The 25,458-nt window shown below is 69.4% G+C and carries 25 protein-coding genes; 9 read left to right on the top strand and 16 right to left on the bottom strand.

Translation table 11 applies throughout. The features are described from left to right. Positions 1-15 precede the first annotated feature (15 nt). The 4 genes from BDK89_RS14840 (at position 16) to BDK89_RS14825 (ending at position 3,391) form a co-directional block, all read left to right on the top strand. A complete protein-coding gene (locus BDK89_RS14840) occupies positions 16-861 on the top strand; it encodes an ROK family protein (RefSeq protein ID WP_133869686.1) in 846 nt (281 codons plus the stop codon). A gap of 23 nt (positions 862-884) precedes the next feature. Then, positions 885-2,093, top strand: coding sequence for a pyridoxal-phosphate-dependent aminotransferase family protein (locus tag BDK89_RS14835; RefSeq protein WP_133869685.1), 1,209 nt, complete (start codon positions 885-887; stop codon positions 2,091-2,093). Between the two features lie 72 nt (positions 2,094-2,165). Continuing rightward, positions 2,166-3,014, top strand: coding sequence for an MBL fold metallo-hydrolase (locus BDK89_RS14830; RefSeq protein WP_133869684.1), 849 nt, complete (start codon positions 2,166-2,168; stop codon positions 3,012-3,014). Next, a complete protein-coding gene (locus BDK89_RS14825; RefSeq protein WP_133869683.1) occupies positions 3,011-3,391 on the top strand; it encodes a MauE/DoxX family redox-associated membrane protein in 381 nt (126 codons plus the stop codon). The genes BDK89_RS14830 and BDK89_RS14825 overlap by 4 nt, the downstream gene beginning before the upstream one ends. Positions 3,392-3,444: 53 nt before the next feature. On the opposite strand, the gene BDK89_RS14820 is transcribed toward BDK89_RS14825, so the two are convergent. Further along, entirely contained in the window at positions 3,445-5,487 is a 2,043-nt protein-coding gene (locus tag BDK89_RS14820; RefSeq protein ID WP_424955304.1) for a S9 family peptidase, read from the bottom strand. Between the two features lie 46 nt (positions 5,488-5,533). Between BDK89_RS14820 and BDK89_RS14815 the strand changes: the two genes are divergently transcribed. Beyond that, positions 5,534-6,811, top strand: coding sequence for a PfkB family carbohydrate kinase (locus BDK89_RS14815; protein WP_133869681.1), 1,278 nt, complete (start codon positions 5,534-5,536; stop codon positions 6,809-6,811). A gap of 70 nt (positions 6,812-6,881) precedes the next feature. Then, positions 6,882-7,781, top strand: coding sequence for an alpha/beta fold hydrolase (locus tag BDK89_RS14810; RefSeq protein ID WP_208294083.1), 900 nt, complete (start codon positions 6,882-6,884; stop codon positions 7,779-7,781). Between the two features lie 9 nt (positions 7,782-7,790). Here BDK89_RS14810 and BDK89_RS14805 read toward each other — a convergent pair whose 3' ends face one another. The 7 genes from BDK89_RS14805 to BDK89_RS14775 all read right to left on the bottom strand — a co-directional run bounded on the left by BDK89_RS14805 (position 7,791) and on the right by BDK89_RS14775 (position 14,456). Further along, the gene (locus BDK89_RS14805; protein WP_133869680.1) at positions 7,791-8,786 is read right to left on the bottom strand and encodes an aromatic ring-hydroxylating oxygenase subunit alpha; all 996 of its coding nucleotides are present in this window, start codon (positions 8,784-8,786) and stop codon (positions 7,791-7,793) included. A 72-nt stretch (positions 8,787-8,858) separates the two neighbouring features. Continuing rightward, on the bottom strand, positions 8,859-9,488 hold the full coding sequence (locus BDK89_RS14800) for an urease accessory protein UreD (RefSeq protein WP_133869679.1): 630 nt from the start codon (positions 9,486-9,488) through the stop codon (positions 8,859-8,861). Positions 9,489-9,595: 107 nt separating this feature from the next. Then, positions 9,596-10,279: an urease accessory protein UreG gene (ureG, locus tag BDK89_RS14795; RefSeq protein ID WP_133869678.1), complete on the bottom strand. Its 684-nt coding sequence runs from the start codon at positions 10,277-10,279 to the stop codon at positions 9,596-9,598. Between the two features lie 35 nt (positions 10,280-10,314). Beyond that, positions 10,315-11,043: an urease accessory protein UreF gene (locus tag BDK89_RS14790; RefSeq protein ID WP_133869677.1), complete on the bottom strand. Its 729-nt coding sequence runs from the start codon at positions 11,041-11,043 to the stop codon at positions 10,315-10,317. Next, positions 11,043-12,749 (bottom strand): urease subunit alpha, encoded by a 1,707-nt coding sequence (locus BDK89_RS14785; RefSeq protein WP_133869676.1) that lies wholly within the window; start codon positions 12,747-12,749, stop codon positions 11,043-11,045. Before BDK89_RS14785 ends, BDK89_RS14790 begins: the two co-directional genes overlap by 1 nt. Further along, the gene (locus BDK89_RS14780; protein ID WP_133869675.1) at positions 12,746-13,420 is read right to left on the bottom strand and encodes an urease subunit gamma; all 675 of its coding nucleotides are present in this window, start codon (positions 13,418-13,420) and stop codon (positions 12,746-12,748) included. Before BDK89_RS14780 ends, BDK89_RS14785 begins: the two co-directional genes overlap by 4 nt. A 4-nt stretch (positions 13,421-13,424) precedes the next feature. Continuing rightward, positions 13,425-14,456, bottom strand: coding sequence for an acetamidase/formamidase family protein (locus BDK89_RS14775; protein WP_133869674.1), 1,032 nt, complete (start codon positions 14,454-14,456; stop codon positions 13,425-13,427). Between the two features lie 104 nt (positions 14,457-14,560). On the opposite strand from BDK89_RS14775, the gene BDK89_RS14770 reads away from it, so the two are divergent. The 3 genes from BDK89_RS14770 to BDK89_RS14760 all read left to right on the top strand — a co-directional run bounded on the left by BDK89_RS14770 (position 14,561) and on the right by BDK89_RS14760 (position 17,451). Then, positions 14,561-15,952 (top strand): aryl-sulfate sulfotransferase, encoded by a 1,392-nt coding sequence (locus BDK89_RS14770; protein ID WP_133869673.1) that lies wholly within the window; start codon positions 14,561-14,563, stop codon positions 15,950-15,952. Between the two features lie 136 nt (positions 15,953-16,088). Continuing rightward, a complete protein-coding gene (locus tag BDK89_RS14765) occupies positions 16,089-17,015 on the top strand; it encodes a DUF1254 domain-containing protein (protein WP_133869672.1) in 927 nt (308 codons plus the stop codon). 52 nt (positions 17,016-17,067) lie between these two features. Beyond that, positions 17,068-17,451, top strand: coding sequence for a RidA family protein (locus BDK89_RS14760; protein ID WP_133869671.1), 384 nt, complete (start codon positions 17,068-17,070; stop codon positions 17,449-17,451). 12 nt (positions 17,452-17,463) lie between these two features. Here BDK89_RS14760 and BDK89_RS14755 read toward each other — a convergent pair whose 3' ends face one another. From BDK89_RS14755 to BDK89_RS14720, 8 genes are read right to left on the bottom strand one after another with little or no spacing between them, the layout of a single operon-like run. Then, entirely contained in the window at positions 17,464-18,039 is a 576-nt protein-coding gene (locus BDK89_RS14755) for a hypothetical protein (protein ID WP_133869670.1), read from the bottom strand. Next, complete coding sequence (locus BDK89_RS14750; protein WP_133869669.1) at positions 18,036-18,770, bottom strand: sulfite exporter TauE/SafE family protein; 735 nt, start codon at positions 18,768-18,770, stop codon at positions 18,036-18,038. The genes BDK89_RS14755 and BDK89_RS14750 overlap by 4 nt, the downstream gene beginning before the upstream one ends. 25 nt (positions 18,771-18,795) lie before the next feature. After that, a complete protein-coding gene (locus BDK89_RS14745; protein WP_133869668.1) occupies positions 18,796-20,211 on the bottom strand; it encodes an amidohydrolase family protein in 1,416 nt (471 codons plus the stop codon). Continuing rightward, positions 20,208-21,302 (bottom strand): class I SAM-dependent methyltransferase, encoded by a 1,095-nt coding sequence (locus tag BDK89_RS14740; protein WP_133869667.1) that lies wholly within the window; start codon positions 21,300-21,302, stop codon positions 20,208-20,210. The genes BDK89_RS14745 and BDK89_RS14740 overlap by 4 nt, the downstream gene beginning before the upstream one ends. Then, the gene (locus BDK89_RS14735; RefSeq protein ID WP_133869666.1) at positions 21,299-22,339 is read right to left on the bottom strand and encodes a zinc-binding dehydrogenase; all 1,041 of its coding nucleotides are present in this window, start codon (positions 22,337-22,339) and stop codon (positions 21,299-21,301) included. The genes BDK89_RS14740 and BDK89_RS14735 overlap by 4 nt, the downstream gene beginning before the upstream one ends. After that, positions 22,336-23,373: an aldo/keto reductase gene (locus BDK89_RS14730; protein ID WP_133869665.1), complete on the bottom strand. Its 1,038-nt coding sequence runs from the start codon at positions 23,371-23,373 to the stop codon at positions 22,336-22,338. Before BDK89_RS14730 ends, BDK89_RS14735 begins: the two co-directional genes overlap by 4 nt. 23 nt (positions 23,374-23,396) lie before the next feature. Next, complete coding sequence (locus BDK89_RS14725) at positions 23,397-24,812, bottom strand: amidohydrolase family protein (RefSeq protein WP_243839181.1); 1,416 nt, start codon at positions 24,810-24,812, stop codon at positions 23,397-23,399. Between the two features lie 2 nt (positions 24,813-24,814). Then, positions 24,815-25,447: an HD domain-containing protein gene (locus BDK89_RS14720; protein WP_133869664.1), complete on the bottom strand. Its 633-nt coding sequence runs from the start codon at positions 25,445-25,447 to the stop codon at positions 24,815-24,817. Positions 25,448-25,458: the final 11 nt, after the last annotated feature.

The raw sequence follows: 25,458 nt of genomic DNA, 5'->3' as shown, positions 1-25,458 counted from the left end.
ACGTAGGGTGGCGCCATGACCGGTGGACGCACGTTCGTGGTGCTCGACGTCGGCGGGACGACGGTGACGGTCGCCCGTGTCTCGGCGTGCCGGATCGACGGTGACCCGACCACCGTGTCGAGCCGCCAGTCCGAGCCGGCCGCCTCGATCGTCGGGCACTTCGTGTCCCTGATCGCCGACGTCGTCACGAACGAGACGAGCTCGGTCGTCGTGGCGATGCCCGATCCGTTCGACTTCGAGGCCGGGGTATCCCACATGGAGCACAAGTTCGCGGCGCTGCGCGGCGTCGACCTCGGTGCCGAGCTGCGAGCCCGCACGGGGCTCGAGCCGTTCTTCGTGCACGACGCCGCAGCCGCAGCGGTCGGTATGTGGGTCGAGCAGGGGCGCCCCGTCGGCAATGTCGGGGCCGTCACGCTCGGCACCGGGGTCGGCTCGGCGCTGTTGATCGACGGTGTGCCACAGCCGGGCCACGACGATCTGTGGGCCACGCCCTATCTCGACGGCACGTTCGAAGACGTCGTGAGCACACGTGGCCTGCGAGCCGACCATGCAGCGCGCTCCACCGACGACGTGAACGTCGCCGAGATCGCCGTGCGAGCGTCACACGGCGACGAGTCGGCCGTGGCGGCGCTGCACTGGTACGGCCATCATCTCGGTCTCGGCATGGCCCGCTATTTCCACGTGGCCGCTCCCGACGTGATCGCACTGTCCGGTGGCATCACCGGAGCCTGGCCGCAGTTCGTCGAACCGATGACCGCGAGCTACGTCGACCACGGTGGTACCGGGCGGCTGGTCCGATCGACCGCCGAGTATCCGGCGTTGATCGGTGCGGCGGCGCTCGCCGAAGCCCGTCCCGTCTGACCTGCATGCCAGAATCGCCGACGATGCCACCGTCGAACGCACCCCTCCTCGCCGCCGGACCGGAAGTCGTGGCGATCCCGGGTCCGAGCGTGATGCCCGCTCGCGTCCTCAACGCGATGCACCGCTCGATGCCCGACATCTACGCCGGAGACCTGACCGATGTCATCGACGAGGTGTTCGATGCGCTGCCGGCGATCGCCGGCACGACGAGCCGGGCGTTCGTCCCGATCGGCAACGGTCACGCCGGGTGGGAGATGGCGCTGTCGAACACCCTGTCGCGCGGCCAACTCGTGCTCGTGCTCGACTGCGGCCGGTTCGCCGCGATCTGGGGCGAGATGGCCGAGTTCAACGGGCTCCGCGTCGAGACGATCACGGCCCCGTTCGGTCGGGCGATCGACCCGGCCGTCGTCGAAGAACGGCTCGCCGCCGACACCGGCCACGAGATCGCAGCGGTGCTCACGGTCCATGTCGACACGGCGTCGTCGGTGCGCAACGACATCCCGGCGATCCGGTCGGCGATCGATGCGGCCGGCCACCCGGCGATGTTCATGGTCGACTGCATCGCCTCGATGGGCTGCGAGCGGTTCGAGATGGACGCATGGAGGGTCGACGTCACGATCTCGGCCAGCCAGAAGGGGCTGATGACGCCACCCGGACTCGCCATGGTGTGGGCCGGCCCGAAGGCGTTGGCCGCCCACGAGTCGGCCGACCTGCGCACGCGGTACTGGGACTGGACGTACCGCACCGAGGACGGCCCGTACTACCTCCGCTTCTGCGGCACGCCGCCGGTGTCACACCTGTTCGGCCTCCGCGAGGCGCTCCGCATGATCGACGAGGAAGGCCTCGAGGAGCGCTACGCCCGACACGTCCGCCTCGCCGACGCAGTCCGGGCTGCGGTGCGTGCCTGGTCGACCGAGGGCGGTCTCGGGTTCACGGCGGCTGTCGCGGAACAGCGCTCGCACGCCGTCACGTCCATCCGGACCGGGTCGATCGACGCCGATGCGCTGGCCCACCGTTGCCGCGATCAGTTCGGTGTGACCCTCGGTGTCGGGATCGGCGGTGAACCCGGCACCTCGTTCCGCATCGGCCACATGGGCCACGTCAACGCGCCGATGGTGCTGGGCGTGCTCGGCGCCATCGAGTCGGCGCTCGCCGACCTCGGCGCCCCGACGGCCGGCTCGGGCGTGGCCGCGGCGAGTGCGGCGATCGCCGCCGCCGGCCACGACGGGTGAACGTCCGCGTTCAGATGTGACGGACGTCGTCGCTCCGCCCCTTCACCGATCGTTCATCTTCGTCTAGCGTTCGTGCCCATCGAGGGGGCAACGATCGACGTCACGTTCTACGGGGTCCGGGGGTCCACCCCCTGTCACGGTCCCGAGGTCTCGCGCTACGGCGGCAACACGTCGTGCGTCGCCGTCGACGTGCCCGGACACGACCCGATCATGTTCGATCTCGGCACCGGATCGCGTTACCTCGGCGTCGAGCGCAGCACCGAGGGCTTTCACGCCGACTGTTTCGTCAGCCACCTCCACTGGGACCACATCCAGGGCCTGCCGTTCTTCCCGCCGCTCCTCGCCCCCGGGAACCGGCTCGACCTGTATGCGCCCCGTCCCGAACGCCACGAGTCGGTGGCCGACGTGATCGACACGATCCTCTGTCCGCCCCTCTTCCCGGTCGGTGTCGCCGACCTGCCCGGCGAGGTGGTGTTCCACGATCTCGGCAACGACGAGGTGCGCATCGGCGACGTCACGGTGACGAGCCGGTACATCCCGCACATCGGGCGCACGCTCGGGTACCGGGTCGACTGGAACGGCATCTCGGTCGCGTACCTGAGCGATCATCAGCAACCCGGCGTCGACGTGTACGACATGTGCCCCGGCGTCGAGGCGCTGTGCCGAGATGTCGACCTGCTGATCCACGACGCCCAGTACACCCGCGACGAGTTCATCCAGCGTTCGACGTGGGGTCACTGCACGATCGACTACGCGATCTGGACCGGCAAGGCCGCCGGCGCCAAGCAGGTCGCTTTGTTCCACCACGACCCGATGCACGACGACCGCATGCTCGATCAGGTCGCCTCGGTGTGCGGACGTCACTGCACCCCCAACGTCGTGGTCGCTCGCGAGGGGCTCACGATCCAACTCGGCGCGTGAACACCGTCGGCATCGTCGCCTCGGTGCTGCTCGGCGCCGTGTTCGTGGTCGCCGGCGCCTCCAAGCTCGCCGCGGGGGAGCAGTGGCGCACGGACGCCCGCAACCTCGGCGCCCCCGACGTCGCCGCCGTGGCGGTGCCGTGGATCGAACTCGTCATCGGTGCCTTGCTGATCGTCCAGCTCTGGGTGCCGTGGCCGGCGGTGGCGGCCGCGCTGATGCTCGTCGCCTTCTCGGCCCTGCTCGCCGTGCGCATGCGCGACGGCGATCGCCCCTCGTGTGCGTGTTTCGGCCAGTGGTCGGCGTCACCCATCGGCCCCGCCCACCTCGCCAGGAACGCCGCCTTCCTCACCCTCGCCGCCCTCGCCACGTTTGCGTGAACAAACTGCGGAACTATTCCGCAGTTTGTTCACGCCTTCGTCCGGGTCGGGCGTCAGGGGGTGGTGGGTGCGGTGGTGGTGAGGATGAAGGCGAGTGATCGCGACTCGTCGCGCCAGGCTTCGTAGCGGCCGCTGGGGCCGGCGTGTCCGGCGCCCATCTCCGTTCGGAGCAGGAGCGGCACATCGTTCGTCCGGACGTCTCGCAGCTTGGCGGTCCACTTGGCCGGCTCGTGATAGCTGACCCGCGGGTCGTTCAGGCCGGCCGTGATGTAGAGGGCCGGGTACGCGGCGGCGACCGTGTTGTCGTACGGCGAGTACGACGCCATGTACGACGCGAACGGCTCCGACCGCGGGTCGCCCCACTCCTCCCACTCGGTGACCGTGAGCGGGAGCGACGGATCGCTCATCGTGGAGACGACGTCGACGAACGGCACTTCGGCAACGGCGGCGGCGAAGGCGTCCGGGCGCATCGTGATGCAGGCACCGACGAGCAGACCGCCGGCGCTGCCGCCGCGGATGGTGAGCCGATCGGGTGCGGCGACCTTCGTCTCGACCAGGTGGTCGCGGACGGCGAGGGTGTCGGTGAACGTGTTGCGCTTGTGGAGCAGCTTGCCGTCGAGATACCAGTTGCGGCCGAGTTCGCCGCCGCCACGCGGGTGGGCGAGTGCGAACACGACGCCACGGTCGAGCAGTGAGAGGCGAGCGACCGAGAACCACGGCGGCATCGACGCCTCGTACGACCCGTACGCGTAGATGCAGGTGGGTGCCGTGCCGTCGAGCGGCGTGTCGACGTGGCGGACGATGTCGACCGGCACCTCGGTACCGTCGTCGGCTGTCGCCCAGAGACGCTGCGACACGTAGGCCTCGAGATCGACGTTGGGGGTCGGCACCTGCTTGACGACGGTGACGTCGCCGGTCGTGACGTCGACGTCGATCACCCGACCCGGCGTGGTGAGCGACTGATGGCTCAGCCGGAGCGTCGTGGTGTCCCACTCCTCGTTCGGGCCGAACTCGACGTCGTGGGGTTCGGGGTCGATGGCCAGCACCGTCTGATCGCCGGACCGTGTCACGACGCGCACCTGCGGCTGGCCGTGACGCCACTCGTGCAGCGCGAGGTGGCCGGCGAACGGCTCGATCCCCGTGATGCGTCGCCCTGGTTCGTGACCGATCAACTCCGACCAGTCGCCCGGCGCATCGATCGGCGCCTCCATCACCCGGAAGTCGACGGCGTCGTCGTTCGTCAGGATGACGAGACGATCGCCCCAGTGGTCGACGTGGTACTCCATGTCGGCGGCCCGCGGACGGATCAGCAGCGGCTCGGCGGTCGGGTCGCTCGCAGGGATCAGCAGCGATTCCGACGACAGCTTGCTGCCGGACTGGATCACGATCCACTCGCCGCTCCGGGTGCTGCCGATGCCGACGAAGAAGCGCTCGTCGTCGTCCCGGTACACCTCGACGTCGTCGTCCTGTGCCGTGCCGACCCGGTGCCGCATCACCCGGTACGGGCGCTCCTGCTCGTCGGGCATCACGTAGAACAGGTGGTCGGCGTCGGCCGACCACGCCACGCCCGCCCACGTCGAGTCGTGCAATTCGTCGGCCAGATCGTCGCCGGTGTCGAGGTCGCGGATGCGGAGGGTGTAGTGCTCGGCGCCCGTGACATCGGCCGACCAGGCGAGGCGGCGATGGTCGTTGCTGACCTCGAAGGCGCCGAGGTCGAAGAACTCGTGTCCGTCGGCCTCCGCGTTCTGGTCGAGCAGGACGAACTCGGTGGCGGTGGCAGCAGAACGCCCGCGGCAGTGAATCGGGTAGCTCTGCCCCTCGACGGTGCGGCCGGAGTAGAACCATTCGCCGAACGGCACCGGAGCCGCCTCGTCGGTTTCCTGCACGCGCGACTTGATCTCGCCGAACAGCGTGTCGAGCAGTTCCCGGCGCTCGGCGAACCACCCGTCGGCGTAGCTGTTCTCGGCCTCGAGGTAGGCGATCGTGGCCGGGTCGTCGCGTTCTCGCAGCCACGCGTACGGGTCGTCGACCGCGCCGGTCGGGCGCTGCCAGGTGTGAGGACGTCGTTCCGCTCGGGGTTCGTTCACCCGGAGCAGGCTACGGCCTGGGAGCGCATCGACTCGGCGCTCTAGCGTGGCCGCCATGAGCAGGTTCGACGTCGTCGTGGTGGGCAGTCTCAATCTCGATCTGGTGGCGCGGGCGACGCGCCTGCCCGGGCCGGGCGAGACGGTGAACGGTTCGACGTTCGCCGAAGTCCCCGGTGGCAAGGGGCTGAACCAGGCCGTGGCGGCTGCCCGCGCCGGGGCGCGCGTCGCCATGGTCGGAGCGGTCGGCGACGACAACGCCGGCGACGTGCTCCGGAGCGTGCTCGCCGGCGACGGCATCGACGCCGCCGGCCTGTCGATCGTGTCGGGTGTGCCGACCGGCCGCGCCCTGATCGGCGTCGACGACGCCGCCGAGAACTCGATCATCGTCGTGCCGGGAGCAAACGCCCACGTGACGCTCGGTGAGGTGCCGGCGTCGAGCGTGGTGATCGCACAGCTCGAGATCGATCCGGCCCTCGTCGCCGAGGCATTCCGGACCGCCAAGGCGGCCGGGGCGACGACCGTGCTCAATCCGGCGCCCGCCGAGAACGTCACCGACGAGGTGCTCGCACACTGCGACATCGTCATCCCGAACGAACACGAACTCGAGCTGCTCGGTGGCGCCGAACGACTCGCCGAACTCGGTGTCACGACGCTCGTCGTCACGCTCGGCGCGGCGGGTGCCGACCTCGTCGAGGCGGGCAGCGACCCGGTCCGCATCGACCCGTTCCCCGTCGCCCCGGTCGACACGACCGGCGCCGGCGACGCGTTCTGTGGAGCGCTGTCGGCGCGTCTCGCCGCCGGAGACGAACTGCCCGACGCACTGCGCTTCGCCGCCGCGAACGGCGCCTTGGCGACCACGGTGGCCGGGGCGGTGCCGTCGCTCCCGACCGCCGACCGGACCCGCGCCCTGATCGAAGGACGTCCGGTGCCACCGCCCGCCGACGCCGACGCCGTACGCTCGCCCGCCGACACCGCAGCGGCCTATCTCGCCGCCTTCGCGACCGGCGAGCCCGAGCAGGTGGCGGCGAACGTCACCGACGACTTCGTCAACGATCACGCCTCCGCACTCGGCTCGGGCTGCGAGGGCATCGACGAGTACCGCCGACGTCTCCCCGGATTCCTCGGGTCGTTGCCCGGCCTGCGCTACGACGTCGAGCAGCTGATCGTCGACGGCTCGAACGTCGCCGCGCCGTATCGGCTCACGGCCACGAGCGACGGCAAGCCGGTCGAGATCCGTGGCGTGATGGTGATCGAGACCCGCGACGGCAAGGTCGCCAAGCGCACCGACTACTGGGACGCCCTCACCTTCCTCCGCCAAACCGGCCAAGCCTGACCCCATTCGTCGGGATGATCGGGACTTGCGGCCCTGCTGCCCTCTGGTTACCCGGTGGTAACTTGAGGGTGTGGGAATTCCGCTCCGACACGTGACCCTGCACGGGCACGACGTGACGTACCGGCTGGCCGAGGCCGGCTCCGACCGTCCGACGTTGCTGCTCATCCATGGGCTCGCCGGCAACTCGCGCACCTGGAAAGACGTCATGCCGGCCCTGGCCGACGACTTCTCGGTCCTGGCGCCCGACCTGCTCGGGCACGGCGAGTCGGCCAAGCCGATGGGCGACTACTCCCTCGGCGCGTTCGCAAGTGGACTGCGCGACCTGCTCGCCAAGCTCGATATCGGTTCGGTGTCGGTGATCGGCCACTCGCTCGGCGGTGGGGTCGCGATGCAGCTCGCCTATCAGCACCCCGATCTGGTCGATCGGCTCGTGCTGATCGGCAGCGGCGGACTCGGGCGCGAAGTCAGCTGGATCCTCCGACTCCTCACGTTGCCCGGCGCCGAGTACCTCATGCCGCTGTTCTTCCCGCCGATGGTCGTCGACGGCGGCAACGAGGTCGGCAAGGCGATCCACGACCGCGGTTGGAGCGTGCCGCACTTCGGCGAGATGTGGCGGGCCTACGCCTCACTGAGCCAGGCCGAGAATCGGCGAGCGTTCGTCAAGACGATCCGGTCGGTGATCGACCCGGGTGGCCAGACCGTGAACGCGACCGACCGGCTGTACCTCGCCGCGGCCATGCCGACGCTCATCGTCTGGGGCGACCAGGACGGCATCATCCCCGTCCAGCACGCGTACGCCGCCCATGAGGCGATCCCGCACAGCCGACTCGAGATCCTGGAGGGTTGCGGCCACTTCCCGCACGTGCAGGAGCCCGAGCATCTGGTCGAGGTGATCCGGGAGTTCGTGAAGACGACCAGTCCACTCGAGGGCGGCCTGCGTCCGTTCCGCGACGCCCTTCGCAGCGCCTGACGCGGCCCGTCAGGTGGCGACGAGGGCGGCGAGGCGGCGGCGCCATTCGACCGAGGCCTTGTCGGCCTGGACGCTGGCGGTCGCCTGTTGGTCGAGGGGCAGGACGCCGGGCACGCGTTCGAGCATGAACTTGTCTTCGGCTCCGATGCGTCGGTCGAAGGTGATGATCTCCTCGGCCGGCACGCTGAAGTCGTCGTTGCGCCACACCACGAACGTGAAGTACGACGTGGTGTCGTCGATCGGGGTCGAGCACAGCAGGATGATGTGGTCGAGGCCCGTCTCGTAGTGGATCGTGCTGCGGACCGTGAACGGCAGGTGCATGCCGGTGCTCATGCGGCGATGGACCGTGTCGCCTTCCTGCCCCGATGACTGGGCGCCGCCCTTGTCGTTGCCGACTTCGACCTCGTAGGCGTACCCGTACCAGCCGTCGTCGAGTTCGTCGAGGTCGATCTTCGGCACCTCGAACAGGTCGTCGTTGCCGAACGTGTCGCGGTGGACCCAGCCGAAGTGGGCGATGTCGAGGAAATTGTCGGTCATGCGCGTCGCCGATGTCTGCCACACGTCGACGCCGGTGTTGATCCGGCGGTACTCGGGATTCGAGTCGTACGAGATCATCGGGATGTCGCCGTGCGGCTCGGCCGGGCACAGCCACACCAACCCGTACGCCTCCTGGGCGTTGATCGCCGGCAGGTGCGCCTTCGGAGGCACCGGCTTGCCCTGGCCCGACGACGGCACGAGCACGCACGTGCCCTCGGCGCCGAACGTCCAGCCGTGGTACGGGCAGGTGAGGCAGCCGTCGGCCACGGTGCCGATGCTGAGGGGCGACTCGCGGTGGGTGCAGCGATCGGGGGCGGCGACCACCCGACCGTCGGGGCCGCGCCACACGACGTACTCCTCGCCGAGCAGCTTCACGCCGATCGGCGTTTCGTCACCCGGGACGCCGAGATCGGTCGACTCGGCGACGGGGTACCAGTGGTGGCGGAGTGCTCCGTGTTCGATCAGCATGGGGTCCTCATCATTCGTCTCGATCACTCGGATCGACCCTTCGACGCTCGAGCATCGGAATGGTCTGATGGTCTAACCATAACGCACGGGTGGGGCCACGGTCGAGCGGAGGGCGTCGATCAGTCGTCGCACGGTGGGACGGTCGATGCCGACGCCGAGGAGCACGACGGCGTCGTCGTCGACGGGGAGTCTGGCGGCCATACCGCCCGCTTCCACCGACGTCGCGGCGTCACCGGCGACCTCCCCGACGATCAACGCTGTGGTGACGTGGCGGGCCGTGCCGACGCCGACCGACGTGGAGCCCGCCTCGGCCAGCGCGCCGAGCAACTCGTCGTGGTGGAACAGTGCCCGGCCGCCGCGCTCGACCCGCAGCGACGTCTCGATGGTGCCCGGCGCCTCGCCCGACCGGCCGAGCGAGTACTCCTCGACCAGTTCGCACGTGGCCTCCTCGGCGAGGTCGACCCGGGTCGTCGCCCGGTGATTGGAGCCACGGACCGTGATCGTGGGTTCCGGAGCCAGCACGAGCCGGCCGCCGGCTCCGACGGCGACCGTGGTCGTCATCGACGACACGGCGGGCGTCGGTGCCGGCCAGACGAGCATCGCGCCGATCGAGCCGATCGACGCCGTCGCCTCCGAGCCGATCACGACGTCGAGCTCGAGCTCATCACCGCCGACCGGCGACGCAGCGGTCGCGGCGAGCATGATCCTGTCGCCACAGCGCCTGACGGCGAACGGGGGCTCTGCCGTCCGATCGACGACCTCGTCGCGGCCGTGGCGGCGCTCGACGCGGATCCGAGCGGCGGCGCGCACTACGCGGCGTTCCGTACCGCGAGCAGGCTGCGGATCCAGTCGGCGACCGGGCCCGCCGCCACGTCGCCGACCATCGACGTGAGTACGACCGGGCCGCCCGATCGCCGTTCGACGGCATCCGCGTACATCCGGTCGACGTCGGAGCCGACGTGCGGAGCGAGGTCGACCTTGTTGATCACGAGCAGATCGGCGAGGGCGACGCCGGGCCCGCCCTTGCGCGGGACGTCGTCGCCGCCTGCGGTGTCGAGGACGAAGATCTGGGCATCGACGAGGCCGCTCGAGAAGATCGCGGTCAGGTTGTCGCCGCCGGACTCGACCAGGGTGACGTCGACCGGACCGTGCCGGGCCTCGAGCTGTTCGACGGCGTCGAGGTTGGCGGCGATGTCGTCACGAATGGCGGTGTGCGGGCAACAACCCGTCTCGACCGCCATGATGCGCTCCTCGGGCAGCACGGCGGCCGCCTTCAACGCCTGGGCGTCTTCCGACGTGAAGATGTCGTTGGTGACCACCACGAGCGACAACTCGTCGCGCAGCGAGCGGCAGAGTTGGCCGACGAGCGTGGTCTTCCCGCAGCCGACCGGGCCGCCGATGCCGATCCGCAGGGCTCGACCCCGCGGGAGCGGCTTCGACGCGGTGATCGATCGGTCGGGGAACAGTTCGCCGTCGGGATGGTGCGGGGGCATGGGGTTCTCCGGGTTCTGGTCGTGGGTGGGGCGTGTCAGGCGACGAACAGGCGGGCGTCGAGCGATCCGTGGTGTTCGCCGAGGATCTCGGTCAGGAGCCCACCCGATGCAGGCAGGTGGGCGGGGTCGTCGACGAGCCAGGGTTCGTCGACGAGTGCGGTCGCGGCAGCCGTTTCGGTGGCTTCGGCCTGCACGGCGGCGACCTCGATCGGGTCGAGGCCGAGCAGCCGGACTCCGGCCGTCGCGACCGCGCCGGCGAGATGGTGGAGCGCCAGCACCGCGGCATCGACCGGTCGGGCGCCGGCCGACGCTGCGGCGGCGCCCAGCGCGATCGGTTGGTGCGGGCCACCGGGTGTCGCGGCGACCTCGGCCAGCGCCGCCGACGGCCACGTTCGAGACGCCACTCGCACGAGCTGCCGCCCCAGCCGCCGACTCGCGTCGCGCAGGTAGGGCGAGGGCATCCGAGCCGAGTACTCCCGGTCGGTCGCGGCCAGGTCGGATGGGGTCAGACCCCAACCGACAGGTCGGCGGCCTTCCGCATCGATGAGATGTCGGTTGGGGTCTGACCCCATCCGACAGGTGAAGGCCGTGAACGCGGCGTCGGTCCGGCCGGTGGTGGCGAGTCGTGCCCGTAGGTAGCGGTCGAGCGACTCGACATCGCGGACGTCGCCGATCGCGACGGCCTGCTCGGTGCCGGCGGAGTGGGCGTGCCCACCGGTCGGGAACCGGGCGTCCGCGAGGAGCAGGAGGGAGGGGGCGACCATCAGAACAGGAAGTAGCGCTGGGCCATCGGCAGCTCCTCGGCGGGTGCCTCGGTGATCAGCTCGCCGTCGATCCGGACGGCGAACGTGTCGGGGTCGATGTCGATGCGCGGTGTGGCGTCGTTGAGTGGGAGGTCGGCCTTGCCGCGTGAGCGGGTGTCGGCGACCGGTCGCAGCTCGCGTGCGACCCGCAGGCGGTCGGGGAGGCCGTCGTCGAGGGCGGCCTGAGCGACCCACGACACGGAGCGACCCGGTGCAACGGCCGGTGCGGCACCGAACATCGGACGGGGCAGCTCGGGCTGCGGCGTCGGGATCGACGCGTTGGCGTCGCCCATCGTCGCCCAGGCGATCATGCCGCCCTTGAGCACGGCATGGGGACGGACGCCGAAGAAGGCCGGGTCCCACAGCACCAGGTCGGCGAGCTTGCCGACCTCGACGGAGCCGACCTCGCGCTCGAGACCGTGGGTGATCGCCGGGGCGATCGTGTACTTGGCCACGTAGCGCCGTGCGCGCAGGTTGTCCGCGGCGCCGTCGCCGGGCAGCGATCCGAGCCGTCGTTTCATGACGTGTGCCGTCTGCCAGGTGCGGATGACGACCTCGCCGATGCGGCCCATCGCCTGCGAGTCCGACCCGATGATCGAGATCGCACCGAGGTCGTGCAGGACGTCCTCGGCGGCGATGGTCGAAGGCCGGATGCGGCTCTCGGCGAACGCCAGGTCTTCAGCCACCGCCGGGTTCAGGTGGTGACAGACCATCAGCATGTCGAGGTGTTCGTCGACCGTGTTGACGGTGTGCGGCCGCGTCGGGTTCGTCGACGACGGCATGACGTTGGGGTGACTGGCCACCGTCATGATGTCGGGAGCGTGACCGCCGCCGGCGCCTTCGGTGTGGAACGTGTGGATCGATCGGCCGCCGATCGCGTCGAGCGTCGACTCGACGTAGCCCGCCTCGTTCAAGGTGTCGGTGTGGATCGCGACCTGCACGCCCGACTGGTCGGCGACGGTCAGGCAGGCGTCGATCGCCGCCGGGGTCGTGCCCCAGTCCTCGTGCAGCTTGAAGCCTGCCGCACCACCGCGCAGCTGTTCCCACATCGCCTCGTGATCGGTGGTGTTGCCCTTGCCGAGCAGCGCCACGTTCACGGGCCAGTGATCGGTCGCCTCCAGCATCCGTTCGAGGTGCCAGGCGCCGGTGACGGTCGTCGCCTTGGTTCCCTCCGCGGGGCCGGTGCCCCCACCGACGATCGACGTGATGCCGGCGGCAAGCGCCTCGTCGAACAGTTGTGGGCAGATCAGGTGGACGTGGCAGTCGATCGCTCCGGCAGTCACGATCTTGCCGTTGCCGGCGATCACCTCGGTCGACGGACCGATGACCAGTGCCGGGTCGACACCGTCCATCGTGTCGGGGTTGCCGGCCTTCCCGATGCCGACGATCCGTCCGTCGCGGAGACCGATGTCGGCCTTGACGATGCCCCAGTGGTCGAGCACGACGGCCCCGGTGATGACGACGTCGGGTGCGCCGTCGACCCGGCGCAGGGTCGACTGGCCCATGGACTCGCGGATCACCTTGCCGCCGCCGAACACGACCTCGTCGCCGCCGGCGCAGTGATCCTCGGTCACCTCGATCCAGAGGTCGGTGTCGGCCAGGCGGATGCGGTCTCCGGTGGTGGGCCCGTAGAGGGCGCGGTAGCGGGAACGATCGATCGTGCTCATGAGGCGCTCCCTGTCGTGTCGTCGGAGTTGTCGTGGGCGTCGTCGAGCGCGCCCCCGACTTCGCCTCGCAGGCCGGGGATCACACGGTTGCCGACGAAGGGGACGAGGTCGACGTCCATGGCGATGCCGGGTTCGAATCGGATGGCGGTGCCGGCGGGCACGTCGAGGCGGTGGCCGCGTGCGGCCTTGCGGTCGAACGCGAGCGCATGGTTGGCCTCGGCGAAGTGGTAGTGGGAACCGACCTGCACCGGACGATCGCCCTCGTTCTCCACTCGGAGCTGCAGCACGGGTCGTCCGATGTTGATCTCGATCGGGTCGTCGGGGCCGACGATCTGACCCGGCACGAGGTCGCCCGGCGGCTGTGACCCGCTGCCGATCGGTTCGTGCAGGGTGACGAGCTTGGTGCCGTCGGGGAAGGTGGCCTCGACCTGGATCTCGGGTACCAGAGCGGCGACACCGTCCATCACGTCGTCGGTGGTGAGCACGTGGCGTCCGGCTTCCATCAGGTCGGCGACTCGACGTCCGTCGCGCGCCGCCTCGAGCACCCACGCCGTCAGCACCGCCACGGTCTCGGGGTGGTTGAGACGCAGGCCGCGTGCCCGACGGGCGAGTGCGGTCTCGGCCGCGCCCCGCACCATCAGGCGCTCCTGTTCGTGGGGCGTCAGCCGCATGGGTTCATCCGATCAGATCGAGTGCGACGCCGGCGTGGCAGCCGACGGTGCCGTCGACGACCTGGGTCACGCCCAAGTCGACGGCCACCGAAGCCAGAGAATAGGCCTCGTCCATCGTGAAGCCGCCACGGTCGACCATCAGCCGCAGCACCTGGTCGGCCGCCATCTTCATCGCCTCGTCGAGGTCGTCGCCGAAACCGTGCGTGTACCAGTGGGTGTCGGTCTTGAGGAGCGGGCTCGTCGTGGAGACGTCGTCGGCGAGCGACAGGCGCAGGGTCACGTCGAGCGAGGCTTCGATCGCTGTGCCGCACATCTCGCCGTCGCCCTGGGCGAAGTGGGGGTCGCCGACGTAGAAGCCGGCTCCCTCGGCGAAGACCGGGTAGTGCACGGTGGCGCCGGGGCCGAACCGCCAGTTGTCGACGTTGCCGCCGAACACACCGGGCGGGATGCTGCTGCGGCGTTCGCCTTCCGGAGCGACGCCCATCAGGCCGAGGTGCGGCCGGACCGGAACGGTGACCTGGCGACCGAACGGTTCGCGAGCGGCCGGGTCGGGCGGTGTCACGATGCCCGGGATGTCGTACAGCTCGAGCGTCTTGAAGTCGTAGCCGAACATCGGGCGGGCGCTGGTGGGGAACGAACCGTCCGACGGCATGTCGACCAGTTCGTAGATCGTGATCCGCTCCTTGCCGAACTCCTGGTGGAACAGGCCCCAGTTGGCCGCGCAGTTCGAGCCGTACGGCATGCGAGGCTTCATCGAGAGCAGCTCGACCCGCAGGGTGTCGCCCGGCTTCGCGCCACGGACGTTGATCGGCCCGGTCATGATGTGGACGCCGGGGGAGCGCTCCGACTCGGGGATGCCGTCCCAGATCTTCGTGACGCCCTCGTCCATCAGGAGATCGGGCGCGTCACCGGAGTGGTGGGTGACTGCCTCGATGGTGATCGTGGTGCCGGGCTCGACGTCGAGCACGGCGGGTTGCTCCCGGTCGAGGTAGCCCCAGTAGCAGGTGTCCGGCGTCGCCATCAGTCGTTCCGTCATTGGACTGACCATAAGACCAAAGCGTGAACGCCATGTTTCCGGTCGGTCACGATCCCGGTTCTCGCCGCGACATGAAGGCAGGATCGGCGGTAGACCCGGAGGGCATGTCGACCACCTCGCGCCTCACCCTGCTCGTCGCGGCCGTCGCGCTCGCAGCCGCTGCATGCAGCGGCTCGGACGCCGCCGCACCGGCGACCACCGTGCCTGCGACGACGGTGCCCGTCACGACCGCAGCGCCGACGACCGTCGCTGCGACGACGACGGCGGCGACGACGGCAGCAGCCCCGACGACCGCAGCGGCGCCCGTCGACGACGGCACCGTCGATCTCGCCGACTGGCGGTTGACGATGGAGGTCCTCGACGAGGCACGGTGGAACGACCTCGCCGAGGAGACATCGGCGATCTACCTGATCGGTCCCATCCACGACGAGGACAATTCCGTGCTGGAGCTGACGGCACAGCTGCTGCCGAGTGATGCGATCGCACTCGACGGTGACATCGGCATCGGGTTCGCGGCCGACGTCGGCGCCGACGGGCTCGCCTTCCTCACCGGCACCTGCGAGGTCGGCAGCTTCTCGTTGTGCAGTGTCGTGTCCACGACCGCCGGCGGCGAGATCGTGACCGACGACTCGATCACCGATCTCGAACTCGACTTCCACGAACTCCACTACGACGACGACGGCGAGGGCTTCTGGAGCATCAGGTACCCCGAGATCGACTGCACGACGTCGGAGGCGCTGCCGTGTGTCGACGTCGCCGCCGACGAGACAATGGTCGGCTGCGTCGTCACCCACGTGGACCCCGACGGCATAGTCGATCAGGAGTGGGACCTGCTCGAACACCTCCCGGCCGACCTCTGGGAGTTCCAGCGTGGCAACGCCGTCACCTGGAATCTCGACCCGGTGCACTGCAACAGCGTCGAGGTCGAGGACGACACCGGGCTGCTGCTCGTATCGACGCGCAACCTCAACACGCTGTTCGCGCTCGATGTCGAGTCCGGTGAACTGGCGTGGACATTCGGGAGCGATGACGGTGCGGCAGCGCTCGACGTGGCCGACCCAGGCGGCCTGCTCGGCGATCCGGGCTCGGAACCCCAGCAGGCGCTGCTGAGCGCTCCCCACCATCTCGTGCCGCTCGGTGACGGCCGCTATTCGGTGTTCGACAACGCGAGCGACACCGAACGACCCGCCCGAGTGATCGTGTTCTCGGTCGACGGCGATGTGGCGACGATCGAGACGGTGATCGAGGATGCGACCGGGGCCAACTCCGGCTGTGCCGGTTCGGCGTCGCGTCTCGGCGAGTCGGACGACCTGTGGGTGGTCGCCTGGGGGTGCTCGGCGACCGGGGTGTCGATCATGGCTGCGGACGGCACCGAGATCGCTCGCGTGCGCGACGTCGACGGCACGGCCGACGGCCGTCGCCAGACGGTCGACGAGGCGGTGGAGCTGATGGTCAGCTACCGCGCCCTCGTCGCCGAACCCGGTCTCCTCCGCTGAGGAACCGGCGGTCGTCCGGCCCCTTCCGATCGCGTCGGGTCGGACGGCCCTGGTCGGCGACGTCGTCGAGCGCGACGCTGTCAAGCGCGGCCTGGCGGCGAGTGCTGGTGCCGTACTCGAGGAAAGGAAGGCAGCCATGCCCGTTGACGTCACGGTCGAGAACTTCGCACGAGCCGAGTCCGACACGGCGATCAGGAAGGTCGCCGGTGCCGTCGGTCTCAACACCTGGGTTCATCTGCGCCGACCGACTCCGATCGATCGCCAGGACGTCATCCGGATGAACTACGACACGCTGTACTCCTCGGCGGTGCTCGACCTGGCCGAGCCGGCGACCGTCGTGATGCCCGAGACCGGCGGCCGATACCAGAGCCTGCACGTGATCGACCAGGACCACTACAGCTTCGCGTTCACCGAACCCGGCGAGTACGAGCTGTCACAGGATCGGGTCGGCACTCGATACGCCTACTTGATCGTCCGCACGTTTCTCGACCCTGCGGACGTCGCAGCGACCAATGCACTGCAGGACGGCCTTCGGATCGAGGGCGGCGGGAGCGGAGCACTCGACCTGCCCGACTGGGACCTCGAGCAGTTGTCGATCGCACGCGATGCCCTCAACACGCTCGCCAAGCTCGGGATCAGCAACGAAGGAGGGTTCGGAGCGAAGGGGGACGTCGACCCGATCAAGCACCTGGTCATGGCGGCCGCCGGATGGGGAGGCATGCCGCTGCAGAACACCTTCGCCGTGCTCGGCTCGGTCGAGCGCAACGACGGAACGCCACATCTCGTGACGGTCCGTGACGTGCCGGTCAGGGCGTTCTGGTCCGCGATCGTGTACGACGCCGACGGCTTCATCCCCGAGAACGACCAGGGCGTGTACAGCTACAACAACGTGACCGCCACACCCGATCCTGACGGGTCGATCACCATCCGTTTCGGTGGTGACCCGAACCTGGGCAACGTCATCCCGGTTTCGGAAGGCTGGAACTACGTCGTCCGGATGTACGAGCCGGAACCCGAGATCCTCGACGGATCCTGGACGTTCCCCGAGATCGTCCCGGCCTGACCACACCGGAAGCGGCGCCGCTCGACTCCACGGGCGCCGCTACGGTCGACCCATGAACGACGACGAGCTCGCTGCAGGCCTCGCTCCGACACCGGGGTACCGGTACGCCGACGTGGTCGGTGACCGATTGTTCGTCGCCGGTCAGGTGCCACACGACGAGCACGGGACCGTGGTGGGTGTCGGCGACCCGCGCCGGCAGGCGACCCAGTGCCTCGACAACCTTCGCAGCGTGATCGGTGTGCACGGATTCGAACTCGCCGACGTCCGACAACTGACGATCTACGTCGTCGGTGAGCACACGAACCTGACGACGGCGTGGGACGCGGTGACCGCGTGGTTCGAGGGGCCGGTGCCACCCGCCACGCTGCTCGGCGTCAACGACCTCGGCTACACCGACCAGCTCGTCGAGATCGACGCCACCATCCTGCGAGCCTGACGGCTGTCGAGTTCAGCTGATCAGTCCCGGTTGTTCGACACCCAGCAGCTGGCCCAACGGCCGGTGGCAGCCCCGAGCGCGCAGGAGCTGCTCGTCGCGCTCGACGTTCCGCGCGATGGGCGCCAGCCGAACGAGGCTGAACGCACTGAACGGCAGTCCGACGAAGTAGACCCACCACGGTGCGGCGCCGACCGAGAGTCCGAACGCCGCCAGCGCCGGGATCTCGGCGATGGCGACGCGCAGGAAGAAGCGGCTCCGGTAGCTGTCGACGAGCGAACCGTCCGACGTGCAGTCGAGGCGTCGGGCGACGAACCGGTCGCCGAGCAGCGACGCGAGCCCGACGATGACGATCAAGCCGACGGAGATCGCCGGATCCCAACGCTGCTCGTCGTTGCCCAGCATGAACGCCACGACGCCGATGAGGGCGAACGCGCCGCAGAACTGGAGGAAGAGTTGTCGGAGCCTCGCGAGCTCACCGTCGTCGGACGGCGACCTCGTGGCGTTGAAGAACCGCATCGCCTCAGACTGGCCGGTCCGGCCGTCGAGACGGTGGATGTGTTCGTTCGTACCGGTGAGGAGCGTCGTCACCAGACGCCGATGAGGCTGCCGGCGAGGTAGAGGGCGGCGACGATCATGAAGATGCGCACGAGTTGTTCGCCGCCCTTGACGGCGAGCTTGGCGCCGAACCAGCCGCCGGCGAGGAAGCCGGCAGCGAGGATCAGCGCCGGGCCCCAGACAACGTCGCCGTTGATGATGAACACGGGCAGGGCGATCGCCGTCACGACGAGGTTGATGAACACCTTGATGTTGTTGGCGGTCACCAGGTCGTAGCCGGCCCGCGTCAGCGCCGTGAGCAGCACCAGTCCCACGCCGGCCTGGAACGCGCCGCCGTACATACCGATCCCGAGAAAGACGGCGAAGGTGACCCACGCCGGCCACGGCTCGACCTCGAGCTTGGGCTTCGGCTTGAGCACGGTCAGGATGACGATCGGGATCATCAGCACCCCGAAGACGGTCTCGAACGTGTCGTCGGCGATCTGGCTGATCGCGACCGAGCCGATGACCGAACCGATCACCGTCGGCAGCAGCACCTTCGACGAGCCGTCGAGCGACGTCGCCTTCGAGTTGCGGAACGACAGCACCGCCGATGCGCTGGCGGCGAGGATGCCGACACGGTTCGAACCGTTCGCCTGGTTGCCGGGTACGCCGGCGAGCACCAGCAGTGGCACGGTCAGCGCGGACCCGCCACCGGCCATCGTGTTGATGACGCCGGCGGCCAGGCCGCCGACGACGAGGAGGATCGCCTCCCACCAGGTCATGAGTCACGCTCCATCGCGTCGGGCATCACAGAACGGGGAACTTCGCCCGGTCGGGCAGTCCGGAACGGGCGACGATGTCTCCGCCGCGCTGCTGGGCCTCGGCCCACAGCGCCGCTTCGTCGATCGTCGTCATGTGGCCATCCTCCACGACGACGCGGCCGTCGACCAAGACGGTGTGGACACCACGACCGTCGGCCGACCAGACCAGCTGGTTGACGACGTTGAACAACGGTCGCCACTCGGGCCGGTCGGTGTCGTGCAGCACCACGTCGGCACGCTTGCCGACTTCGAGCGAGCCGATCTGGTCGTCCATCGTCATCGAGCGAGCGCCACCGAGGGTCGCCATCTCGAGCGCCTTCTCGGCTGGGAACATCTGGGGGTCGATCCGGCCGTCCTTGAAGAGCCCGGCGACGAGGTAGGTGGCCCGCATGAGGTCGGAGTAGTTCGAGGCGTTGTTGCCGTCGGTGCCGATCGAGACGTTCACGCCTCGCTGCACCATCTCGGGCATCTTGCCGATCTGGGTCACGCCGTAGCTGACCTTGAGCGCGGTGGTCGGGCAGTGGGCGACACTGGTGCCGGTGCGAGCCATCGTGTCGATCTCGCGATCGTCCACGTGGACGCAGTGCGTCGCACAGGCGTCGTCACCGAGCACGCCGATCTCGTCGAGGTGCTCGAACGGGCGCTGCCCGAACTCCGCGATGAAGCCGTCGGGGTCGGACTTGGCGGGCGACATGTGGAAGCTGAGTCCGACGTCGTGGGTGTCGGCGAGCTCGCGCGCCGCCTTCCAGAGTGGGTCGGAGCAGGTGGTGTGGCCGACCACCGTCGACCAGGCACCCAACCGACCCTCGGCGAACGAGCGGTAGCGGGTCAGCTGGTCGTCGAGCCGGGCGATCGCCTCGTCTGTCGTTTGCCGGTACACGTCGGGTTCAGGGGGAAGATCCCACACCCAGGCGCCGAGGCGTCCCCGGATGCCCGTCTCGGCGAGACCGTCGAACACCTCGTCGAGGAGGCGGACGGTGCCGGCTTCGAGGAAGGTGGTGGTTCCCGACCGCAGCATCTCGGTGGCTGCCAACTGGGCGGAGCACCGCTCGTCACCCTCGGCGTAGGCGGCGTACAGGTTGGTGAGCCACACGAACACGTTCTCCTCGAACGGGGTGTCGTCGGGCACGTAGCCACGGGTCAACGGTTCGCCGGTGATGTGGATGTGGGTGTTGACCATGCCCGGCGCGGCGACGAATCGGTCGCCGCCGAGGCGCTGGGCCGGGGCGTAGCGCCGCTCGAGGTCGGCCGTCTTGCCGACCTCGACGATCACTCCGTCGTGGATGGCGATCGAGCCGCGATGGATGATGTCGCGGGTCTCGTTCATGGTCACGACGTACCAGGCGTCGACGAGGGTGTCGATCGGCTGGGGAGCGTCGGGGTGCGCGTTCGAGTCGGTCATGGTGTCGTACCTCCAGGTGCGAGCGTGCCGACGGCGACCATCTGGAAACCGATCGGCTCGATGAGGCGGAGTGCCTCGAAGCCGGCGTCGCGCAACTCGGTGGCGAGGTCGGCGTATCGGAACACGCGGCCGTGGCGAGTGCTGGCCATCATCGTGACGCCCATCATCAGGGCGTGTGGTTCGAGCGCGCGCTGGCGGTCGGCGAAGTAGTCGCCGATCAGCACGCGTCCACCGGGCTTCAACGCGCGTGCGGCGCGATCGATCAAGGCGCGGGCACGGTCGCCGCTCTCGGCGCGCAGGATGTGGCCGAGCACGACGAGGTCGTACGAGTCGTCCTCGACGTCGATCTCGAGGTAGTCGCCCGCTCGGATCTCGCAGCGATCGGTCAGCCCGTGCTCGGTCAGCTTGGCCTCGGCGAGGTCGACGACCCCATCGAGGTCGTTCACGACCGCCGTGGCGCCCGGGTTGGCGCCGAGGATCGCGCACGACCACGGCGCCGCGCCGGCGCCGAGGTCGAGCACCAAAGGTGCAGGGAGCGCCGAGTAGCGCAACTTGAGGTCGGCTCGGCTCGCGCAGCGGAAGATGGTCGTGAACGTGCCGGCCACGAGCGGTCGGTAGAACGCGGCCGGGTCGTCGTCGATCGGTGACGGCGGCGCGCCGGTGCGCACCGTTTCGGTGAGGTCGCTCCAGTTCGCGAGCGGGCCCGGTGAAACGGGGACCAGATCGACCATCGAAGCCGGGCCGTCGACGAGGAGGTACCGCTTGGCGGTGTCGTTGAGCGAGAAGTGCCCGTGATGGTGCTCGAGGAAGCCGAGCGCGACCACGCCTTCCAGCAGTGTCGTGAGGTGCGGGGCCGACACGTCGAGTTCGCTCGCGAGTTCCTCGCCGGTTCGACGGTCGGCCCGGGCGAGCGCCTCGAACGCGCCGAGCTCGAGCGCGGCGACGAGCACGTGGAAGCGCCCGTACCCCTCGATCGCCGCCCAGACCGGGGCTGCGGCGGGTGGCTTGTAGTCGGTGTACGGACGGCCCGTGCGGGCCATCGTGTGGGTCTTCTTCAGTTCGGGGAAGGGGGAGTCACCCGATGCGGTCACGGCCGGAGCACGACCTTGCCGAACACGTCGTTGTTCTCGAGGCGGTCCTGGGCTTCAGCCGCATCCGCGAGGGCGAACTGGGCGTCGATGACCTGCGGGTAGCGCCGGTCGCAGAACTGCTCCCAGAGCGGCCCGAACTCCTCGGGGGCATAGGGATCGGACCCCATGATCTTGATCCCGGAGTGGAACAGGAAACCGAGGCTCGGGATGACGGCCTCGTCGCCCGAGGTGTTGCCGCAGCACACAAGGCGGCCGCCGATCGCCAGCGAGAAGATCGACGGCGGGAACAGGGCCGTGCCGACGTGGTCGAACACGACGTCGACGCCGCGGCCGTCGGTGACCTCGCGAGCCCACGTGGCGACGTCGCCGGTGCGGTTGTAGCAGACGTGCGCTGCGCCGAGGTCGCGGGCACGTTCGAGCTTGGACTCGCTGCCCGCGGTCGCGAGTACGGTGCACCCGCGGTCGACCGCCATCTGGATCGCAGCAACCGACACGCCGCTGCCCGCTGCATGGATCATCACGGTCTCGCCTGGCTGGAGATCGGCGACCGCGAAGAGGGCGTGGCCGGCGGTGAGGAAGGTCGTCGGGAACGTTGCCGCGTGTGCGAGTTCCATGTCGTCGGGCACCCGGTAGAGGTGGGACGCCGGTGCGAGGCACCGCTCGGCGTAGCCGCCGGCGACCGTGCCACCGATCACGCCGAGATCGCCGTACAGGTCGCCCATGCCGGCCAGCTTCGACGAGTCGGTGACGCCCGCCAGCGACGGGTCGACGACGACTCGGTCACCTTCCGACCAGCCCGCCGCGGCGGCCTCGTCGCCGACAGCCGACACGACACCGGCGACGTCCATGCCGGCGATGTGGGGGAGCGTGTAGCCGGGCAGCGTGTACCAGCCGTTGCGCTGGACGAGGTCGAGTCGGTTGAGTGCGCACGCAGCGACGTCGACGACGACGTCGGCGGGCCCCGGTTCGGGGTCGGCGACGTCGGTGTACTGCAGCACCTCGCTGGTGCCGTGATGGTCGTACTGCATGGCTTTCATCGGGCACCTCCTCGGCGGCGGAACGTTCGGTCGAGCGACGGCGGGGTCCACCCACGGTCGGCAGGGTTCAGATCGGTACCCGGGGCCACGACCTCGTCGATCGCGTCGAGCACGTCGTCGGACAGCACGACGTCGCGCGCGGTCAGCAGGTCGTCGAGCTGCGCCTCGGTGCGTGGCCCGATCAGGGCGACGTCGACATCGGGATGGGCGAGCGTGAAGCCGAGTGCGAGCTGGGTGAGCGTGAGGCCGGCATCGTCGGCGATCACCCCGAGTCGCTCGACGGCGTCGAACTTGTCGTCGTTGTCACCGTCGAAGTGGTCGGGGTTGGTGGCCGCTCGCGAGTCGCTGGGCGGGGGAGTGGTGCGTGAGTACTTGCCGGTCAACCACCCACCCGAGAGCGGGCTCCACACGATGACGCCGATGCCGTGGCGACGGCACGTCGGCAGCACGTCGCGTTCGATCGCCCGACAGAAGATCGAGTACGGCGGCTGCTCGGTGTGCGGTGCGGCGACGCCTCGCCGGTCGGCTGCCCAGCAGGTCTCCACCAACTCCTCGGCCGGGAAGGTCGAGGTGCCCCACGCGAGGAGCTTGCCCTCGCGCACCAGATCGGTGAGCGCGTCGATCGTCTCGCTGACGTCGGTCATCGGGTCGGGACGATGGACCTGGTACAGGTCGATGTGATCGGTGTCGAGGCGTCGCAGGCTGTCCTCGACCGCGCGCCGGATCCAGCGTCGTGAGTTGCCGCGCCGATTTGGGTCGAACTCGCCGTCGGGGCCAGGCATGCCGTTGTGGAACTTGGTGGCGAGTACGACCTCGTCTCGTCGTCCGGCGATCGCCTTGCCGACGATCTCCTCGCTCTCACCGAACGCGTAGACGTCCGCGGTGTCGACGAAGTTCAGACCCGCGTCGAGCGCTCGGTTGACGATGCGTGAGCACTCGTCGTGATCGGTGTTGCCCCATGCGCCGAGCACCATCGTGCCCAAACCGAGTGGGGCCACCTGGATGCCGGTTCGTCCCAAGACGCGCAGTTCCATGCTGGTTCTCTCCTTGCGTGCGATCAGCGTGCGTCGTGATGCGGCCAGAGGTGCGGCACCTCGATGCCGGCACGCTCGAGCAGCTTCGTCTGGCGGTGGGTCGCCATCTCGGCCAGTTCGTCCTGGGTGATCGCCGTCGGGCGGCCGTCGGACACGACCTGGCGGCCGGCGACCCAGACGTCGCGGACGCTGCGACCATCGGTACCCCACACGAGCTGCAGGCCGACGTCGCCGCGCGGCGTCCAGCCGGGGGTGTCGGTGCGGTGGACGACGATGTCGGCCTGCTTGCCGACCTCGATCGATCCGATCCGGTCGGCCATGCCGATCGCCTCGGCGCCGGCGATGGTCGCGAGCTCGAACGCCTGGTGCGCCCCGAATCGGGTCGGATCGACGGCCGCGTCGCGGGCGATGCCGGCGGCGACCGCAGCGGTGCGCAGGATGTCGATCGAGTCGCCGGCGTTGGTCGCATCGCAGCCGAACGCCACCCGGCCGCCGCGTTCGACGATCTCGGCGTGGCGCCCGTGGGCACAGACGCCCTGGCCGAGCCGCAGGTACGCCCACGGGCAATAGGCGATGGCGGTTTCGGTGTCGATGACGAGTTCGACCTCGGCGTCGTCGAGCCACACGCCGTGGCCGAGCAGCAGGTGTTCGCCGAGCACACCGAGGTCGTTCAGGTGGACGGCCGGGCGCTTGCCCGTCTTCTCGAGATAGCGCTCCGGATCGGACGACGTGGGCGAGAGGTGCATCGTCATGTTGGTCGACTTGGCACGTGCGAGGTCGGCGCCGCCGGCCAGGAGTGCGTCCGACGCCAGGTCGTGGCCGACGAGGGTGACCCAGCCCTCGACGAGCCCGCCGGCCGGGAACGAGTCGATCACCGCGGCCTGCCGATCGAGGACCTCGTCGGCCGGGGCGGTGAACGGGCCCTCTTCGATGTCCCAACCCCACACGCCGAGCGTGGCGCGCTGACCGAGGCGCTGGAGACCTGCTGCCACGCGATCGGCGTGGGCGACGGTGCCGGCCTCGACGACCGTGGTGACGCCGGCGGTGAGGGCCTCGACCGCCGACAAGATCGCCGACGCCTCGTCGTCGTCGGGCTCGTGGGCGGCGTGGACGGGCACCGACCACTCGAAGATCGATGCGCCGGGCGGCAGGAGGTCGGGGATGCAGCTCCGGATCAGCGGATCGCCGGTCAGGTGCTGGTGGGCGTCGATCATGCCAGGCGTGACGACGCACGACGACAGGTCGACCTCGGTGGCGCCGGGGTGAGCGGCGCGCAACTCCGACGTCGGGCCGACGGCGACGATGCGGTCGTCGGCGATCGCGATCGCACCGCCGACGAGCACGTCGCGGTTGGGGTTCATCGTGACGACGTCACCGTTGACGAGCAACGTGACGTCGGCGCTCGGTGCGGCGCCGGGCGCCGTGGTTGCCGGTGACACGATCAGCCGCGACGGGGCGTGCGCGAGAACACCTTGCGCACGAGCGGTTCGAAGTGGTCGAGCGTCTCGGCTTCGTAGTCGGGGTCGAAGGCGGTCTGGTCCCAGTCGTCGGCGAACCGCTCTGCCATCGCGTAGTGCTCGTGACCGAGATGCTTGCGGCGCATCTCGGGGTCCATGCCGATCCGGCCGTAGTAGTGGCGGCCCTGGAAGTCCTGGTGGTACTTCACGACCCAGTACGCCTCGTCGCTCACCCACGGGCGCAACATCTCCGCTGCGATCGCCGGGTGGTTCATGTTCGAGAAGGTCTTGCCGACGTCGTGGCACAGCGACGCGACGATCATGTCGTCGCTGGCGCCGTCGCGCTCGGCGCGGGTGGCGGTCTGGAGCGCGTGGTCGAGCTGGCTCACGGCGAACCCCTGGTGGAGCTGGTCCATCGACCGGAGCATGGCCATCATGCGGTCGCCGACGACCTTGAGGTCGTCGTCGAGATAGTCCTCGATGTAGGTCATGTACTCGGCGGAGAACTCCGCCATGCTGCCGCCGATCTCGCCCTCGAAGCCGGGGGAGCCGGGCACGGACACGCGCTCGCGCGCCGCAGCGATCTCGTCGGTTGACACGATGGTGTCGTCGGTCATGGTTCCTCCTG

Origin of the sequence: Ilumatobacter fluminis, from assembly GCF_004364865.1 — a bacterium.
Taxonomy (GTDB): domain Bacteria; phylum Actinomycetota; class Acidimicrobiia; order Acidimicrobiales; family Ilumatobacteraceae; genus Ilumatobacter; species Ilumatobacter fluminis.
This window is presented reverse-complemented; position numbering and strand designations above follow the sequence as displayed.

Excerpts from the sequence above, each read along its gene's own strand:
- BDK89_RS14840 (WP_133869686.1), top strand. The coding sequence starts at position 16 with ATGACCGGTGGACGCACGTTCGTGGTGCTCGACGTCGGCGGGACGACG.
- BDK89_RS14835 (WP_133869685.1), top strand. The coding sequence starts at position 885 with ATGCCACCGTCGAACGCACCCCTCCTCGCCGCCGGACCGGAAGTCGTG.
- BDK89_RS14815 (WP_133869681.1), top strand. The coding sequence starts at position 5,534 with ATGAGCAGGTTCGACGTCGTCGTGGTGGGCAGTCTCAATCTCGATCTG.
- BDK89_RS14805 (WP_133869680.1), bottom strand. The coding sequence starts at position 8,786 with ATGCTGATCGAACACGGAGCACTCCGCCACCACTGGTACCCCGTCGCC.
- BDK89_RS14800 (WP_133869679.1), bottom strand. The coding sequence starts at position 9,488 with ATGCTCGCCGCGACCGCTGCGTCGCCGGTCGGCGGTGATGAGCTCGAG.
- ureG (WP_133869678.1), bottom strand. The coding sequence starts at position 10,279 with ATGCCCCCGCACCATCCCGACGGCGAACTGTTCCCCGACCGATCGATC.
- BDK89_RS14790 (WP_133869677.1), bottom strand. The coding sequence starts at position 11,043 with ATGGTCGCCCCCTCCCTCCTGCTCCTCGCGGACGCCCGGTTCCCGACC.
- BDK89_RS14785 (WP_133869676.1), bottom strand. The coding sequence starts at position 12,749 with ATGAGCACGATCGATCGTTCCCGCTACCGCGCCCTCTACGGGCCCACC.
- BDK89_RS14780 (WP_133869675.1), bottom strand. The coding sequence starts at position 13,420 with ATGCGGCTGACGCCCCACGAACAGGAGCGCCTGATGGTGCGGGGCGCG.
- BDK89_RS14775 (WP_133869674.1), bottom strand. The coding sequence starts at position 14,456 with ATGACGGAACGACTGATGGCGACGCCGGACACCTGCTACTGGGGCTAC.
- BDK89_RS14770 (WP_133869673.1), top strand. The coding sequence starts at position 14,561 with ATGTCGACCACCTCGCGCCTCACCCTGCTCGTCGCGGCCGTCGCGCTC.
- BDK89_RS14765 (WP_133869672.1), top strand. The coding sequence starts at position 16,089 with ATGCCCGTTGACGTCACGGTCGAGAACTTCGCACGAGCCGAGTCCGAC.
- BDK89_RS14760 (WP_133869671.1), top strand. The coding sequence starts at position 17,068 with ATGAACGACGACGAGCTCGCTGCAGGCCTCGCTCCGACACCGGGGTAC.
- BDK89_RS14750 (WP_133869669.1), bottom strand. The coding sequence starts at position 18,770 with ATGACCTGGTGGGAGGCGATCCTCCTCGTCGTCGGCGGCCTGGCCGCC.
- BDK89_RS14745 (WP_133869668.1), bottom strand. The coding sequence starts at position 20,211 with ATGACCGACTCGAACGCGCACCCCGACGCTCCCCAGCCGATCGACACC.
- BDK89_RS14735 (WP_133869666.1), bottom strand. The coding sequence starts at position 22,339 with ATGAAAGCCATGCAGTACGACCATCACGGCACCAGCGAGGTGCTGCAG.
- BDK89_RS14730 (WP_133869665.1), bottom strand. The coding sequence starts at position 23,373 with ATGGAACTGCGCGTCTTGGGACGAACCGGCATCCAGGTGGCCCCACTC.
- BDK89_RS14720 (WP_133869664.1), bottom strand. The coding sequence starts at position 25,447 with ATGACCGACGACACCATCGTGTCAACCGACGAGATCGCTGCGGCGCGC.